Source organism: Solibacillus sp. FSL R7-0668, assembly GCF_038006205.1.
Classification (GTDB): Bacteria; Bacillota; Bacilli; order Bacillales_A; family Planococcaceae; genus Solibacillus.
The window spans coordinates 3,083,096-3,098,314 of record NZ_JBBOUU010000001.1; the positions used below are offsets into that span (position 1 = coordinate 3,083,096).

Sequence of the window (15,219 nt, forward strand, 5' to 3'; positions counted from 1 at the left end):
AAATTAATTCACAAGTAAAATATAACAAATATTTCTAGCATTCACAACCATAACCTTCCATTTCAAAATTGCAGCTCTTATAATCTGACCTTTTCAAAAAAGTGTTTATTGGTACTTTTAAAGATACCAATTTCAATTATACTAAACGTATCAATCTTTGGGAGGTATTTACAAATGGTTCAAATTGGTACTGATCGTGTAAAACGAGGGATGGCAGAAATGCAAAAGGGCGGCGTGATTATGGATGTTGTCAACGCCGAGCAAGCAAAAATCGCAGAGGCAGCCGGAGCAGTAGCGGTTATGGCATTAGAGCGTGTGCCTTCAGATATTCGTAAAGCTGGTGGCGTTGCACGTATGGCAGATTTAAAAATTGTGGAAGAGGTAATGGCAGCTGTTTCCATTCCAGTGATGGCGAAAGCACGTATCGGACATATTACCGAGGCGCGTGTATTGGAATCGATGGGTGTAGATTATATCGATGAATCGGAAGTATTAACACCAGCAGATGAAGAATTCCACTTATTAAAAAGTGATTACACTGTGCCATTTGTCTGTGGCTGCCGTGATTTAGGTGAGGCTGCTCGCCGTATTGGTGAAGGGGCTTCGATGCTTCGTACAAAAGGAGAGCCTGGCACAGGAAATATTGTCGAGGCAGTTCGTCATATTCGCAAAGTCAATGCGCAAGTACGTCGTGTTGTCGGCATGAATGTAGATGAGCTCATGACTGAGGCTAAGCTATTAGGCGCACCTTTTGAATTATTATTAGAAATTAAGCGTTTAGGGCGTTTGCCGGTTGTGAACTTTGCGGCTGGAGGTGTAGCAACGCCTGCGGATGCCGCACTAATGATGGAGCTTGGAGCTGACGGTGTATTCGTAGGCTCAGGTATTTTCAAATCAGAAAATCCTGAAAAATTTGCACGCGCCATTGTAGAAGCAACAACACATTATCATGATTATGAATTAATCGCACGCGTTTCAAAAGATTTAGGTTCACCAATGACAGGTATTGAAATTTCAAAATTAGCAGCTGCAGATCGGATGCAGGAGCGTGGCTGGTAAGATGACAAAGATTGGTGTCCTTGCTTTACAGGGTGCAGTCCGTGAGCATGTAAACGCCATTGAAGCAGTTGGTGCACAGGCCATTATTGTAAAGCATGTAGAGGATTTAGCTGAAATTGACGGCTTAATCCTACCTGGTGGAGAAAGTACGACGATGCGTAAGCTAATCGATCAATATGGTTTTCTAGCGCCATTGCGGGACTTTGGTCAAAGTGGCAAACCGATTTTTGGTACTTGTGCAGGTTTAATTTTATTGGCTGCTGAGGTTGTCGGCTATGAAGCGCCCCATTTAGGACTGATGAATTGTACAGTAGCGCGCAACTCTTTTGGACGACAAAAGGATAGCTTTGAAGTTCAGCTCCACGCAAAAGGGATCGGCGAAGATGTCGCAGCTGTCTTCATTCGCGCCCCACATATCGTGTCAGTTGGAGAAAATGTAGAGATACTAGCCGAGCATGATGGCCGAATTGTGCTCGCTCGCGATGGACAGTACTTGGGCTGTTCATTTCACCCAGAGTTGACTGAGGACGTGCGTGTGATGGCGTACTTTTTAACGATGGTTGAACAGCGTGGCGAAAGATAGGCTGATTGTTCAATAAGAAAATACACAAAAATATAAGACACTTCCTATTTTATTAAATTTAAAGTAGGGAGTGTCTTATTTTAATATTGAAATAGTTTTTTCTTTTAAAGTGGCAAATTATATAATGCTTTCCTGACCTAGAAGTAGCTTTTCTTAAAAAAATTATTGCAATTTCAGATTTTTATCATTTTTAAAAGTTACAGTATTGTCTATGAAAGGATTGATGACTATGAAGAATATAAAAATCAGTATGCTTGTCGCGATGCTATTGGCAGGGACAGTCACAGGAGGAGTAATTGTCCAAGCTGATGACGACAATGAACATTGGTATGAAAAATATGATAACGATGATTATTATGATGACCACGATGATGATGACTATGATGACTATGACGACGATGATAACGACTATGACGATTACTACTACGATGATGATGCATTCAATAATATGAATGGCGTCATATACGATAAAGGTACTTGGAATATTTGGTCAAGAAATTTAGTAATGGAAAAAGAGGAGTTGCCGTTCAACACCTCTCAATTAGTCAAAATGAAAGTAGCAAATACGAATAAAGAATTGAATTTTTATGTGATCCCGAAAAATAGAGAGTTCTTTGTTCCAGGAAAAGAGGTAGCTCAGCTTTTAGGAGCAGAGGCAACCTTCTATAAAGCAAGCAAAATATTAGATATTCAATATCAAGAAAATGAACTAATTTTCCGCTCCGATTCAAATGTTATTTTTGATAGTAACGTTAAAACACCGCTACCTGCATTTTCATTCTCTTTAAATGAAGATCTATATGTGCCGATTAGTGTCATTACAAATGGCTTAGGCTATATCGTTGAGTGGCAAGAGAACGACCAAGTATTTTTATGTCTACCTTTAATCAATTAGGAAGGAGTTTTAAAAGATGAAAGATTCTAAAAAAGCAAAGTGGATCATCGGAGCATCCGGATTCATACTATCAGCCGCACTGTTAACACAAATAAACACCGCTGAGAAAACAAAAGCAACTAGTTTAAATGAGTTTCAGCTGACGAAGCAGCAAGAAAAAGAGCTAACCGCGAGAGAACAAGAGCTGATCCAACTCGATTGGACAAATTTTGAATTCGAAGTTGCGAATCAACCTATGACAAAGAGCGATCGAAAAACAAAAAGAACATAGTGGAGATGATGGCAATGGATACACTTTCCCTTCAATTAATGAATACCGATTTTTATATCGCTCTTCCAAAAGGGATGCATTCTAATTGGAAAGATCAAGCGGAGAAGTGGTTACAATACGTAGCGAAAGAATGGTCAAGATTCCAACCGAACAATGAATTAGCACGATTAAATGACTTAAAAATAGGCGAAACATTGCGACTAAAGTCAGTATTATACAATTGTTTACAACTCGCAAATGAATACTATCTTGTTTCCAATGGTTTATTCTCCCCTTATTTGAAGCTACAGCTAGAACAACAGGGCTACAATCAGTCATTTCCCTTTGAAGTGGCAGAGAATCAACCTACCATTGAACAGGTTAGCTCAAAAACGCCCATTCAATTTTTGGACAATCAGCAAGTCATGAAACTAGGATCGCAGGAAATTGATTTAGGCGGGTTTGCTAAAGGCTATGCCATCGAAAAATTAGCTGAATGGCTTGAAAAAGAAGTAGCCCCCGATTACGGCATTGTCGATGGTGGCGGTGATATGAAAATGTGGTCTACCGGTGAAAAGACTTGGACTATTGGTGTTGCAAACCCATCAGATATTACGAAAGAAATTAGCCAAATCAAAATGAAAACTGGCGCAATTGCCACTTCCAATCGGTTGTATAGAAGTTGGACACAAGGTAATTTGACAAAGTATCATCTATTGAATGGACAAACAGGAGAGATTGCTAAAACAGATGTAATCCAAGCAACGGTTGTCACATCCTCACTATGTGATGCAGAGGTCGGAGCCAAGCTTTGTTTTCTACTAGATGATAGCGAGCAACAATGGTGGTTTAATAAAAATTGCCAACGAAATGCACGTTTCATTGTGAAAGAAGGTCAAGCTGGATATTGGGCGTCATCAAGGGGGCGAGTAATTGTTAAATAGCACATGGGAATGGACACGTTTATTTGGATTTTTAGCTTATTTTTATTTTACAATTTCAATTATTTTTGGGCTACTGAGAAAAACCTCTTATGTAAAATCACATAAAAACTTAGTTTATCAGCTGCATCAAAGTGCGGGCTGGATGGGCTTATTCACAGTACTTATTCATATCCTTGTATTAATGTTTGATAGCTATATGCCATATAGCATAGTAGAGGTGTTAATTCCTTTTGCTGCCGCTCATAAGCCCCTTGCTTCTGGTATTGGCACAATTGCATTTTATTGCTTTTTAATCGTGTTAATGACCTCGGATTTATGGATTAAAACAATGAACCGCTCTATCTGGAAAAATATACATTTCCTCGTTTTACCTGCATGGCTATTATCTCTTTTTCATGGGATCAATTTAGGGAGTGATACGGAAAACTTCTTGGTCTTACTCTTTTATGTAGTAACAGCAGGTTCAACACTCATTCTATCTGTTCTACGCATGATCGACCAAAATAATAAAAAAAAGAGTGTCGCCTCGAAAAGTAATCATTCAATATAAAGAGAAAAAGCATCAACTTCTTCCAAAAGGAGCAGTTGATGCTTTTATAGTTCAAATTGGAAATAGGATATGGAATGTAGTCCCCTCTCCCACTATACTTGTAGCATAGATTTCACCATCATGCTGTTGGACAATTGCTTTTGCTAGTGAGAGACCTAAACCATTCCCTTTACTTTGACGAGCCTGATCACTGCGATAGAACCGTTCAAAGATTAACGTTAATTCCTGTTCGGGAATACCAACCCCATTATCAGATACAGTAATTTTAATGAAACGACTTTCCTTTGAAAGAGTAAGCGTTATACTCCCTTTAGTCGCGTATAAAATAGCATTATCCAATAAAATATAAAGGAGCTCTTGTATGTTTGTTGCATCTCCTAAAAATTCAATATTCTCTTGAATATCTGTAGTAAAATGAATTTCAGCTGGCATTACCTTTTGGAATTTATGCCCTATTCGTTCGAGCATGTTAGAGAGCTGAATAACTTCTGTATTTTGATACCCTTGCTGCTGATCATGTCGAGCTAAAAACAATAGCTTTTCCAAAAGCTCCTTCATTAATTGAGCCTCGTCTTTCATATCATCGACCAATTCTTTTCCAAATGGGCTTAAATTAGACGCTTCCCCGGTTTCTAATATATCAAGTGAGCTATAAAAAATACTGAGGGGTGTTCGCAATTCATGAGAGGCATCGGAAACGAATTTTCGTTGTTTATCAAAGGACCATTGAATAGGGATCATCGCTTTCCTCGCCATATAGTAACTAAGCAGACCAATAAAGACAGTGGAAATACAAGTTAAGAAAATAAATAACTGAATAGATTTTTGGAAAAAGTGTTGCTGAGATGTAATAGATTTCCCTAAAATAATATAACCAGCCGCCTCCCCTTGTTCGTAAATGGGCTTTTTTAAGAGCAGGAAATACTGTTCTTGCCATTCGTAACGAAGCACAGAATCTTCCGTAACTTCACTTTCTACAAAGTATTTTTCTAATTGCCTTTTCAGCCCTTTATGCGATTCATCGCCGTGAATAAACTCCTGATTTTTTGTATAAATATAATAGAAATAATTTTGATTTGGTTCATAGCTTAATCTACTTTTTTCTTGGCCGCCATATACATAGAAATCATGCTTTTGTTGTATGTAGAGAGATTCCAGTTCATCTAATTGCTGGCTACTCATCAAATTTACAAGTGAAACATATAGGATGATGAGGAAGAGTGAGAAAAACAAAAAGAATAATGTTGCATATAATAATGATAATTTTATCCTTGTTTTATGAAACATAGCATTCTCTTAGTTTATAGCCAATTCCTCTTACATTTTGAATATACGATTTATCTTGGCTAGCATCTACCTTTTTTCGAACAAGTTTTACAAGTGCATCTAAAGAGTTATTGGAAACATCATACTCATAGCCCCAAATATACGTACAAATTTGCTCTCTTGTTAGCACACGCCCTTTATTGAGGAATAAATATTCCAAAAGCAAAAATTCATTTTTCGTTAATTTAATTTCTACATTATTGCGCATGACAGAACGGGAATCTATATGGAGCTGTAGCTGTTCTACTTCGATGATTTGCTCGATTGCCTTCTCTTTTCTTCGTAATACAGATCGAATTCTGGCCAAAAGCTCTTCCATTTTAAAAGGCTTGACTAAGTAATCATCTGCACCGCTATCTAACCCTTGAATGACATCAGCCGTATCGTCTTTTGCGGTTAGCATTAATATACCACCACTAAAGCCCGCGTTACGCAATTGCTGACACACTTCAATACCAGATAAACTTGGCATCATCCAGTCCAAAATAAGCAAATCATACCATTCAGCAATCGCGTTATCTAGCGCATCTTGTCCATTATTCACCTCGACTACATGGTGAAAATCCTTATTTAAAATATAGCCGATATTTTTTCTTAAGCGTGCATCATCTTCTGCTAGTAATATTTTCAAAGTATTTCCTCCTCATCTAGGCTATCTACTGTACGTTGGCAAACGGAAAATAAGCGAATGGAGCGTTTCTTGCCTATTTCAAATCATAACATGTACTAGGCAGCCAAACCATTTTCGCAAAGCTAAGCAGGTTCAATCAGATGTCATAAATTTGGTTGAAAAAGATAAGGTACTCAACGATGAACTCGCGAATACCTTTTAATCATCATTCCATCTCAACAAAGAAGCACTTATACCAAACAAGATATACGTACACTGTCCAAATATAGCGGCCACGATTTGCTTTGCCTTCAAAATGTTCATCTAAATAACCGACTAATTGATCTGTATCGAAGAATTCCTTTGCAAAATCCTCGTTAAATAGTTCTTTCACTAACTTATAATACTTCTCCTCACGTAGCCAGTGACGAATAGGGACAGGGAACCCAAGTTTTGGTCGCTTTACCCATTCCTCTGGCAACTCCTGATACGATGCTTGTCGAAGGGCGTATTTTGTATTTGTCGTGTTCACTCGATAATTAGACGGTATTTTTTTCGCAAGCTCCATTACTTCTTTATCTAAAAATGGTACACGTAATTCAATTGAATGTGCCATACTCATTTTATCAGCCTTTAGTAAAATATCACCTGGCATCCACAGGTGAAAATCTAAATATTGCATTTTTGTGACATCATCACCACTCGGTATTTCATCATAAATACGTTTTGTAATAGAATTAACTGAGGGGCCATTTTGATAGTCCGGCTTTAAAACTTTTAAGGCATCCTGTTCTTCCCAAACGATAGCATGACCGATGAAACGCTGTTCAACTGTTTGACCACCTTTTATTAGAAATTGTGTATAGCGATTTTTTGGAAACATTTCTGCTACACTGCCTAATGCTTTACGTACACTAAATGGTACTTTTTCATATTGTCGCATTTTATTTGAGCTTTGGTACCAGGAGTAGCCACCAAAAACTTCATCTGCTCCCTCGCCTGAAAGAACAACTGTTACATCCTTTGCTGCTAATTGTGACAAAAAATAAAGTGGCAAAGACGATAAATTGGATTGTGGCTCATCCATATGCCATTGAATTTTAGGTAATGCCTCAAAGCATTCATCTGCCGTAATATATTTTCGTTCGTTTTGAACATCTAACGTGTTTGATAAATCTTTTGCTAAGCTTGTCTCGTCGAACATTTCTTCATAGTCCAAAAATCCAACTGAGAATGATTTATCTGGACGTAGTAATGCCGTAATATAACTGGAATCTACTCCACCTGATAGAAAAGACCCCACCTTCACATCACTAATTTTATGTGCTTTTACAGAGTTTCTCATTGTTTCACGAATTTCTTCTACATACTTTTCGAGAGGCGCTTCTTGGGCATCGAATTTTTTATTCCAATATTGTACAATATTCTTCTTTCCATTTTGGATGACCATATAGTGTGCTGGCGGTAATTTATATACCCCTTTAAAAAAAGTTTCATCCATTGAATTGTACTGAAACGTTAAATAGGGTCGTAATGCCTCTTTATTTAATTCTTTAATGAACGAGGGATGAGGTAAAAATGATTTAATCTCTGAGCCGAAAATGAAGGTTTGATCATATGTATAACTCGTATAATACAGTGGCTTAATGCCAAAGCCATCCCGAGCAATAAACTGTAAATCTTTCTTTTTATCCCAAACACAAAACGCGAACATCCCTCGAAGCTGCTTGACAAATTCGACACCAAATTCGATATATCCATAAATTAAAACTTCACTGTCTGATTGGGTTGTAAACGAATAGCCCCTCGCTACAAGGTCTGCGCGTAATTCTTGAAAGTTGAAAATTTCTCCGTTAAAGACAAGGACGATATTGCCATCAGCGCTGTACATAGGCTGGTTTGCCGCATCAGATAAATCAATAATACTTAATCGACGGAAACCTAATGTTACTTTATCATCTGTATAAATACCTCCACTGTCCGGTCCACGGTGGATAATCGTATTCATCATCCGTTCTATTGTTTGATGATGGTCAATCTTATTTGTTCCATTAATATAGCCAATAAATCCGCACATTCTTTTCACCTCATAAGTTTCGTGTATAAAATTTCCTTTTATAATCGAGAAATCCATTCATATCAAGCTTTCAGTACAAATAAATTTTATAGTAGGTAATCATAAGTACTAAGTATGATCAAATTACTACTATAGCGCTTGAAAATGAAATAAGACTGAAATTTAAGGTGTTAGACCCGTTATGAATAGTAACTTTTTAAGAATGATCACTAAAATAGAACGGCGCGATTTAATAGCTCTTAGTAAAAACCACCTTACTTCTTAATAAATCGCTTTTTCCCCCATTACAACGTATAATGAAAAAATCAGAAGAAGAATTCTATTTTTCCTCTAGTTGAAAAAAGAGGTGCACACATTTGAAATCGTTTAAAAAAGAATTACCAGAACAATATGAAGCATTAAAGAAACAGGCGAATTATACATCAAGCTGGCGCGAGCGTTTAGCCGCAGTTGAGACGCTATCTGCTTATCAACACGAAAAGGTGATTGATTTATTAACTCACCGCATGAAAAATGATACAGTATACAACGTACAAACAGCCGCTTACAATGCGCTCGTAGCATTTGGCGAAAATGTAGATAAGCCTAAACCCGCACGTTTTGATATCATTAAAGGCACGGACAAGATTTTCTTACGTGTGAAAAAAAGTTTGCCTAAGGAGCATAGCGTGGCAGATTTTGCTGACAAGCTAAAACGTATGCGCTTAGATGTATTTGATGCCTATGAAGGCGATAAAGGTGAGCAATTTATGACTTGGCTTGAGGAACGTTGGGCGAAGCTGTAATTCGAACTTAATAGGATTTACGAAAACCATTCTCTCCACTTATAGGGGGGATGGTTTTTTTAGGTTTATCGCTGAACATAGGGTTGATTTTTTCCAACTCATGATTTGATGAGTGGGCTGGAGGCAAACTCTACTTTGTGCTAATAGAGATATATTTGCGACTTTTTGATTTTATTTGCGATTTCCAGTTTATATTTGCGAAATATTGAAGATATTTGCGATTTTCAACATATATTTGCGAACCCCCAAAAATATCCTTTTTCTCATCAAATTTTAATAATTTTTACAGTATTCTCTCATTTTCTTCGTTTACACTAGTAGTATCAACAAAAGGAGGCTATTCAAAATGAAAAAAGTAATTTTAATTCCGGCATTGGCTGGGGCACTTGCACTTGGTAGTATTGCGCTAACTGACAATCCAGTCGAAGCAGCTCCTAAAGGATTCATCACAATGGAAAAGGCGAGAACGATTGCAGTCAAGGCAGTTGGCGGAAATGTGACAGATATTGAATTAAAGCGCAAATATACGGGTGGTATTTATGAGGTGGAGGTTCAATCAAAGGGCTTTGAATTTGATCTAATCATTGATGCAACATCAGGAAAAATCCTAAAGAAGGAAAAAGACGACCTAGATAATTTAGATGACGATGATGTAATTGCATTTAATAAAAAATTTATCACACCGGCAGCTGCTGAAAAAATTGCTCTGAAAAAAGCAAATGGCACAGTCGTAAAAGTAGCCTTAGAAAATGAAAATAATCGCGTAATTTATGAAATCGAGGTCGAAAATGGCGCCTATGAGTATGAATTTGACATCGACGCGCTATCTGGGAAAATTCTCAAATTTGAAAAAGATGAAATGGATGATTAAGTAATGAAAACACATTTCGCCAAACTAAACGTGAAATGTGTTTTCTTATGTGGTGTTAAAAAAATGAGCAAGATGAATAAAGCCGTACAACCTAGTAGATTGTACGGCCTCTCTTCATGGCTGATTATTAATAGAATCTAGTAATTCGCTCTCTAGTCCATCCTCTGTTTCATTGAACACAGCATCGCACATGAAACAATATGCTACACCATCTTCAAATTCGATGTAATTGTAGCAGACAGGGCATTGCTCTTGTTTTGACATCTTTCCACCTTCTAATTACCCTTCAATATAATTCGCTTCTAATAAACGCGCAATTTCCATCGTTTTTTCCAAAACAATCGGATGTGAAACTGCTACGTATAGCTCACCTTCAAAGAAACGAAACGGAATTTTAATATTTTCTAGTTGCCACATGAAAAAGTGACCCTTAATCTTCATATGCACACCGTCTTGACTTGCACCAAAGGAATCTTGGTACTCGAAATCTGATTTTTTCACAAAGAAGCTTTGGCATTCCTCCAGGCTTAACGTTGGATTCCCTTCTTGATCAAGACGTGTAATTTTGTATCGTGTGTTCATCAAATTTGCTCCTTCTCACTACCAACCATACTGTTCTGGCGATTCACCCTTTTTTTCACGGATGCCAGATTCAACAGCGTCAATACCTTCATTAATTTTTTGAACCGTTACGCTAAATGTCCATTCATCACCAAAATCAAATAAATACATGAACTGCTGGCCTTCGCGTAAGTAAAGTTCTCCAATTGTTACCTCATTTACAAATGGTCCTTCATCATCATATGGTGAATTAAAGCAATTTGAGCTGAAAGGCTGGTTGTCCATATAGAACGCATACAAATGGTCGTCCGAAAAATCAAACGCTTCTTGAATCCATTTATGTAGCTCCAGCAAAGTATGCGAATCCTGAAGTGCAATTGTTCGCCAACAACTTCCTGAAAGAGCCACCTTAAATAAATATTCACCCTTCAGCATAACCGGTTCTTTTTTCTCAAGCACCTTATCAAGCTGTCCCTCTGCAAACAGTGGCTTTAGCGCAGCAACAAACTCCGCCTCACTTGTAAAGGATTGATCCCCTTCTGCTAAATGCGATGCAAATAAGCTCAAAAAATCAAAAGAATGCACACTCATCTGATTATCAAAGCTGCTTCGTAAAATGGGAATCAGTGGCTTTAAAAATGGCTTTACGACAATCGTAGTCGCTTGCACCTTTGTTTTAGGCTCGAGCTCACTGTTTAATTTAACGTCCCAAAAACCAAAGTATTGGAAATAGAGCAGGAAATGCCCGTACGATGCAAGTAAATGCGCCATATGCTGGTCCTTATGCAGCAGGATTTTTTCATTGACGGGTAAGCGGGTCAAATGGTCAAAAAGAGCTGCTATATTTAAAGGTGGGCTTGCATAAAGCGCCCCTTGCAATGTTTCCCAATCCGCTTCTAGCCAAAAGCATTTTAATAGCGTGGCATATTGCTCCGTTGCTGTCAGCTTTTCAAAGACTTGTAATTGTTCATCTGCAACGACAAATGCGCATGTACTTCCTTTATAGGTTTGATTGATTAATTCTAGCTTAAGTGCTAGCTCCACAAATAAATTAATGACTGGATAATAGCTTTGAGTGCTTTTTTCACCCACCTCTAGTCCAAGATTCGGTAACAGCTCATATAAGGCTCGTAAATCCTTTCTACCAAGCTGTTGTTTTGTTTTCGTTAGTTTTACCGGCTGCTGCTTTAAATAATTTAGAAAAACAGAAAAATCCGCAACGATCGTAGTCGGATCATCTAGTGTTACTTGTAGTGGATTGGTTTGCATGGGTCATAGCTCCCTTCGTTTATAGTGCCATGTTTTTTAATATTGTTAGGACATACATCGATTAACTACCGAATTTCCTCAGTCAATCGGCGGGGTATTAGCCATAAACTTCTTGAAATTCTGCACATTCGGTAATTCACTCATTACGAGCTCTACACCAATTGATTTGGCCAATTGTGCTAAAACTTCTTTTGTTCCCTTATTCACATAAACCTTATTTGGACGAACCGGCATTTCCTTTAACAGCCCCCAAAACATTTGCTGCTGAATAAATTCAAATTTGGGAAATGGCAGAATATCATGGGACAAAGCTTCTCCTGTTGTTCGATCGAATGCGACGCACACAACAGGGTAGATGAGACGATTTTCATCCTCATCAGAAGGCACGACATGAGGTAAGTAAAATAAATCAAATTCAAGCTGGAGCGCCACTTTTGGCTTTCGCTTAAATTGTGCGCGCTCGATATCCGTAATTTCGATTTCTATCTCACCTTTAGCTGGCGGATTCACTTCCATTATATATTCTTGACTAATCGTCCCAAATTCAGAAATCTTAAATGCTGGATACGTATGCATCGGAACAACTGGATAATGCCAGCCCTGCATCCGTTTTTGTGTTACTTGAATCATTGCTTGTACGATTGTTTTTAACAGCTCTACGTCACTAAAAGCTGGAATCCTTGGAAAGACGCCAGGTTCATAGGAGCGGAACTGAATCCATTTATTTTTTCCTCGGAAGGTCATACCGCAATCTTTAATTAGCTGGTAATCCTCCTGCTCTAACTCTGCGCGGTCTACAAAATTTACCGTCAAGCCACTTAAATCCAAATGGAAGTCCTCAGCAAGCTGCTTTCCATACAAAATATCAGCTAATAATTCATAGCCATTTTCTTCATCATAAATCATTAAGCCAAATTCTTGATGAGCCGCGCCCATTACCGAAACATAAAATACTTCCTCATACTTCTCCAGTTCGATTGCGATAATATCCTCATTATTGAAAAACGTCCAAGGCTTCATCTTATTGAATGCATTTGACAGCTGTAATAATGTCTCATAATCGGGGTCCATATAGTTGTCAATCTCTTCAAAAGCCAAATCCCTCATTACTTGCTTTAAACTCAAATTCAAATTCAACTCTTCTAAATCCACATTTTTTTTGCGTGGTGATTGCAGCGAGCCTTGTCCTGCAATGCATACCTCAAACTCCAAACGCTCCTCCAAAATTTTCTCTAGTCGAACTTTTGCTTCGAATTTATTTTTAGCACAATACAAGAGCTGATCGCCTGGCTGCACAAGCCACTCCTCTAAAAGCTCCTCTCCGCTATTCAAATCCTTGTCTTCTTCTGGAAATGTATAAATGATCTTATTTATAGGCTGACCATTTTTCAACTGTACTTCAAATCTCGAATCCAAAGTGTCCAATTCATCAAAGCCTGCCGCTATTACAAACTCCAAATCAAATAATGTTTGCTCTGGAAACACCTGAAACACGCGATATACCTGTGGATTTTTGACACTTTCTACATAAATTTGATACATACATTCACTCTTTTCATATTATTTATTCTCTCAACTAGTCCAAATACAACTGCTGCTTGCTCGATAAAAGCTACCATCGCTGTGCCTTCTACTTTGAATTTACCTTTATTGTATAATAACTGCCCTTCATTACAAAGCTACTTGGCATAAAAAAATCCCCTTTAAGAATAATGTTAGACATTTTCTCCTTAAAGGGGGATCAAACCATCGCTCTTTTGAATAGAGCTTTTGGTTTTCTATATTTTAAACTAGTGCTTACTTCAGCATCTCATATACTTGCGCTACGTCTTTATCGCCACGACCTGAAATATTGACAATAATCGAATCCTCTTTTGATAAAGTGGGTGCAAATTTCAGTGCATGCGCGACTGCATGAGAAGATTCAAGTGCAGGAATAATCCCCTCTACACGCGATAATGTTTTGAAGCCTTCTAGCACTTCCTCATTCGAAACCGTCACATATTCCGCGCGACCTGTTGTTTTCAAATGACTATGCTCTGGGCCAACACCCGGATAATCTAAACCTGCAGCGATTGAGTACGTAGGAAGTGGGTTACCTGCCTCATCTTGTAGGACAAGACAGCGGAAACCATGTAAATCTCCTGGCGTACCATGCGCCATTGTTGCTGCTTTATCGGGTTCGACACCAATTAAGCGAACTTCTTTTTCATCAATATATTCTGCAAATGAGCCAATCGCATTACTACCTCCACCGCAGCATGCTAATACCGCTGTTGGTAGCTTACCTTCTTTTTGTAAATGCTGCTCTTTCGATTCACGGCTAATAACCGATTGGAAATGCTTCACCATCGTTGGGAATGGATGTGGTCCTACCGCTGAGCCAAGTAAATAAAATGTATGGTCATAGTTTTCTACAAGATCCGCAAATGCTTCATCGACCGCATCCTTTAAACGTGCCTGTCCTTTATCAACTGCGACAACTTTCGCACCTAATAACTCCATACGGAACACATTTAATTCTTGGCGCTTCGTATCCTCAGCACCCATATAAATTGTGCAATCCATACCAAACATCGCACAAACCGTAGCCGTCGCAACGCCATGCTGCCCTGCTCCTGTTTCGGCAATGACACGCTTGGCACCCATGCGCTTCGCTAGCAAAATTTGACCAAGTACATTATTAATTTTATGAGAGCCTGTGTGATTCAAATCTTCACGCTTCAAATAAATTTTCGCACCACCTAATTGCTTCGTTAAATTTTCGGCAAAATAGAGTGGTGATTTACGTCCAACATATTCTTCAAAATAATAATTTAGCTCCGCATTAAATTCAGGATCGTCCTTATATTTCTCGAAATTATCCTCTAATATATCAAGTACCTTTTGTAATTCAGGTGGTACAAAGCTTCCACCAAATTCACCAAAATAACCTTTTTTAACTTTTGTCTCCATCTAAACTCCTCCTAAACTTAGCTGAGTAATTACAGCTACTCCACTTTTCATAACGATTCATACGAGAAGCCGGTCTACACTCCTGTAAACCTTCAAGCTTTTTCGAATCTAATTCGTTACATCCTAGTGTAAAGAAGCGAGGAATTTTCGTCAATACGAAGTTTCGGTTTTACATTACTCACTGAGCTCTCAAACTAAAAAGAATAAGGCCAATCCCCGAAAATAGACAAACCATTCTTAGAAGTGAAATTTTTTCCGCTAAACCAAATAACGCGATGCCCGTCGTAACAATTAATACAACGGGGCCCACCAAAGCAAGTAACGTATTGATATAAAAGGCCTTTTCTAAATCATTGAACTTAAACATTAATGCAGCCGCCGCTAAATCTATACTTCCTGAAAAAAGTCTGAGTAAAATGATTAACAGAAGTGCCGTTTCAATAACTTCCACATCCCCCGATAGTAGTTATACCTTTCATACTAA

General features: G+C 38.1%; 16 protein-coding genes. 8 read left to right on the forward strand and 8 right to left on the reverse strand.

The window, feature by feature from the left end; genetic code table 11:
- Window positions 1–174: 174 nt before the first annotated feature.
- From pdxS to MKX47_RS15520, 6 genes are all read left to right on the forward strand, one after another.
- Window positions 175–1,059: a pyridoxal 5'-phosphate synthase lyase subunit PdxS gene (pdxS, locus tag MKX47_RS15495; RefSeq protein WP_340775913.1), complete on the forward strand. Its 885-nt coding sequence runs from the start codon at window positions 175–177 to the stop codon at window positions 1,057–1,059.
- Window position 1,060: 1 nt separating this feature from the next.
- Window positions 1,061–1,642: a pyridoxal 5'-phosphate synthase glutaminase subunit PdxT gene (gene pdxT / locus MKX47_RS15500; protein ID WP_340775914.1), complete on the forward strand. Its 582-nt coding sequence runs from the start codon at window positions 1,061–1,063 to the stop codon at window positions 1,640–1,642.
- Window positions 1,643–1,871: 229 nt separating this feature from the next.
- Window positions 1,872–2,537, forward strand: coding sequence for a copper amine oxidase N-terminal domain-containing protein (locus tag MKX47_RS15505; RefSeq protein WP_340775915.1), 666 nt, complete (start codon window positions 1,872–1,874; stop codon window positions 2,535–2,537).
- 16 nt (window positions 2,538–2,553) lie between these two features.
- Window positions 2,554–2,808 carry a hypothetical protein gene (locus MKX47_RS15510; protein WP_340775916.1) on the forward strand — a complete coding sequence of 85 codons (255 nt, stop codon included), beginning with the start codon at window positions 2,554–2,556 and terminating at the stop codon, window positions 2,806–2,808.
- 14 nt (window positions 2,809–2,822) lie between these two features.
- On the forward strand, window positions 2,823–3,731 hold the full coding sequence (locus tag MKX47_RS15515) for an FAD:protein FMN transferase (protein ID WP_340775919.1): 909 nt from the start codon (window positions 2,823–2,825) through the stop codon (window positions 3,729–3,731).
- Complete coding sequence (locus MKX47_RS15520; protein ID WP_340775920.1) at window positions 3,721–4,281, forward strand: ferric reductase-like transmembrane domain-containing protein; 561 nt, start codon at window positions 3,721–3,723, stop codon at window positions 4,279–4,281. Before MKX47_RS15515 ends, MKX47_RS15520 begins: the two co-directional genes overlap by 11 nt.
- Before the next feature lie 51 nt (window positions 4,282–4,332).
- Here MKX47_RS15520 and MKX47_RS15525 read toward each other — a convergent pair whose 3' ends face one another.
- The 3 genes from MKX47_RS15525 to asnB all read right to left on the reverse strand — a co-directional run bounded on the left by MKX47_RS15525 (window position 4,333) and on the right by asnB (window position 8,294).
- On the reverse strand, window positions 4,333–5,568 hold the full coding sequence (locus MKX47_RS15525) for a sensor histidine kinase (protein ID WP_340775926.1): 1,236 nt from the start codon (window positions 5,566–5,568) through the stop codon (window positions 4,333–4,335).
- Complete coding sequence (locus tag MKX47_RS15530; protein ID WP_340775928.1) at window positions 5,558–6,238, reverse strand: response regulator transcription factor; 681 nt, start codon at window positions 6,236–6,238, stop codon at window positions 5,558–5,560. Before MKX47_RS15530 ends, MKX47_RS15525 begins: the two co-directional genes overlap by 11 nt.
- Before the next feature lie 205 nt (window positions 6,239–6,443).
- The gene (gene asnB / locus MKX47_RS15535; protein WP_340775930.1) at window positions 6,444–8,294 is read right to left on the reverse strand and encodes an asparagine synthase (glutamine-hydrolyzing); all 1,851 of its coding nucleotides are present in this window, start codon (window positions 8,292–8,294) and stop codon (window positions 6,444–6,446) included.
- Between the two features lie 356 nt (window positions 8,295–8,650).
- Here asnB and MKX47_RS15540 point away from each other — a divergent pair, with 356 nt between their 5' ends.
- Together MKX47_RS15540 and MKX47_RS15545 are read left to right on the forward strand one after the other, a co-directional pair.
- Window positions 8,651–9,079 (forward strand): HEAT repeat domain-containing protein, encoded by a 429-nt coding sequence (locus tag MKX47_RS15540; protein ID WP_340775932.1) that lies wholly within the window; start codon window positions 8,651–8,653, stop codon window positions 9,077–9,079.
- Window positions 9,080–9,425: 346 nt separating this feature from the next.
- Window positions 9,426–9,950, forward strand: a complete 525-nt coding sequence (locus MKX47_RS15545) for a PepSY domain-containing protein (protein WP_340775934.1) — start codon at window positions 9,426–9,428, stop codon at window positions 9,948–9,950.
- A gap of 279 nt (window positions 9,951–10,229) precedes the next feature.
- Here the strand turns inward: MKX47_RS15545 and MKX47_RS15550 are convergent, their stop codons facing one another.
- The 5 genes from MKX47_RS15550 to MKX47_RS15570 all read right to left on the reverse strand — a co-directional run bounded on the left by MKX47_RS15550 (window position 10,230) and on the right by MKX47_RS15570 (window position 15,186).
- Window positions 10,230–10,532, reverse strand: coding sequence for an excinuclease (locus MKX47_RS15550; protein WP_340775938.1), 303 nt, complete (start codon window positions 10,530–10,532; stop codon window positions 10,230–10,232).
- Window positions 10,533–10,550: 18 nt separating this feature from the next.
- Entirely contained in the window at window positions 10,551–11,780 is a 1,230-nt protein-coding gene (locus tag MKX47_RS15555) for a plasmid pRiA4b ORF-3 family protein (protein ID WP_340775941.1), read from the reverse strand.
- A gap of 78 nt (window positions 11,781–11,858) precedes the next feature.
- Entirely contained in the window at window positions 11,859–13,322 is a 1,464-nt protein-coding gene (locus tag MKX47_RS15560; RefSeq protein ID WP_340775942.1) for a DUF7309 domain-containing protein, read from the reverse strand.
- A 255-nt stretch (window positions 13,323–13,577) separates the two neighbouring features.
- Complete coding sequence (gene trpB / locus MKX47_RS15565) at window positions 13,578–14,735, reverse strand: tryptophan synthase subunit beta (RefSeq protein ID WP_340775944.1); 1,158 nt, start codon at window positions 14,733–14,735, stop codon at window positions 13,578–13,580.
- A 178-nt stretch (window positions 14,736–14,913) separates the two neighbouring features.
- A complete protein-coding gene (locus tag MKX47_RS15570; RefSeq protein ID WP_340775947.1) occupies window positions 14,914–15,186 on the reverse strand; it encodes a YqhV family protein in 273 nt (90 codons plus the stop codon).
- Window positions 15,187–15,219 lie beyond the last annotated feature (33 nt).

Excerpts from the sequence above, each read along its gene's own strand:
- pdxS (WP_340775913.1), top strand. The coding sequence starts at position 175 with ATGGTTCAAATTGGTACTGATCGTGTAAAACGAGGGATGGCAGAAATG.
- pdxT (WP_340775914.1), top strand. The coding sequence starts at position 1,061 with ATGACAAAGATTGGTGTCCTTGCTTTACAGGGTGCAGTCCGTGAGCAT.
- MKX47_RS15505 (WP_340775915.1), top strand. The coding sequence starts at position 1,872 with ATGAAGAATATAAAAATCAGTATGCTTGTCGCGATGCTATTGGCAGGG.
- MKX47_RS15510 (WP_340775916.1), top strand. The coding sequence starts at position 2,554 with ATGAAAGATTCTAAAAAAGCAAAGTGGATCATCGGAGCATCCGGATTC.
- MKX47_RS15515 (WP_340775919.1), top strand. The coding sequence starts at position 2,823 with ATGGATACACTTTCCCTTCAATTAATGAATACCGATTTTTATATCGCT.
- MKX47_RS15525 (WP_340775926.1), bottom strand. The coding sequence starts at position 5,568 with ATGTTTCATAAAACAAGGATAAAATTATCATTATTATATGCAACATTA.
- asnB (WP_340775930.1), bottom strand. The coding sequence starts at position 8,294 with ATGTGCGGATTTATTGGCTATATTAATGGAACAAATAAGATTGACCAT.
- MKX47_RS15545 (WP_340775934.1), top strand. The coding sequence starts at position 9,426 with ATGAAAAAAGTAATTTTAATTCCGGCATTGGCTGGGGCACTTGCACTT.
- MKX47_RS15550 (WP_340775938.1), bottom strand. The coding sequence starts at position 10,532 with ATGAACACACGATACAAAATTACACGTCTTGATCAAGAAGGGAATCCA.
- MKX47_RS15555 (WP_340775941.1), bottom strand. The coding sequence starts at position 11,780 with ATGCAAACCAATCCACTACAAGTAACACTAGATGATCCGACTACGATC.
- MKX47_RS15560 (WP_340775942.1), bottom strand. The coding sequence starts at position 13,322 with ATGTATCAAATTTATGTAGAAAGTGTCAAAAATCCACAGGTATATCGC.
- trpB (WP_340775944.1), bottom strand. The coding sequence starts at position 14,735 with ATGGAGACAAAAGTTAAAAAAGGTTATTTTGGTGAATTTGGTGGAAGC.